Raw genomic sequence first — 220 nt, forward strand, 5'->3', positions numbered from 1 at the left:
AGGTTAAACCGTATCGATTCAAGGAAAGCAAGGATGACTTTACTGCCTGCAAAATTAGTTGCGTTTCTCATAGAAAATTCCGTTTTCAACGACATGATTTTTGTGGTAGACTTCACCTTAAGGGTGCCCCTCTCTTGGTTGGTGATGTTCTCGACAAACACCATTCTACCAAAGATTCGGGCACTCTTTTATGTTTTTATGAGACTTCACTTTCGTAATT

1 protein-coding gene is annotated in these 220 nt (G+C 39.5%); it reads left to right on the top strand.

All coding sequences use genetic code 11. The annotated features are described in order from the left end of the window. Positions 1–33 precede the first annotated feature (33 nt). Positions 34–220: hypothetical protein (locus PA598K_RS37525; RefSeq protein ID WP_221414214.1), on the top strand; the 187-nt coding region annotated here is incomplete at its 3' end.

It is taken from the genome of Paenibacillus sp. 598K (genome assembly GCF_003851045.1).
Lineage (GTDB): Bacteria > Bacillota > Bacilli > Paenibacillales > Paenibacillaceae > Paenibacillus_D.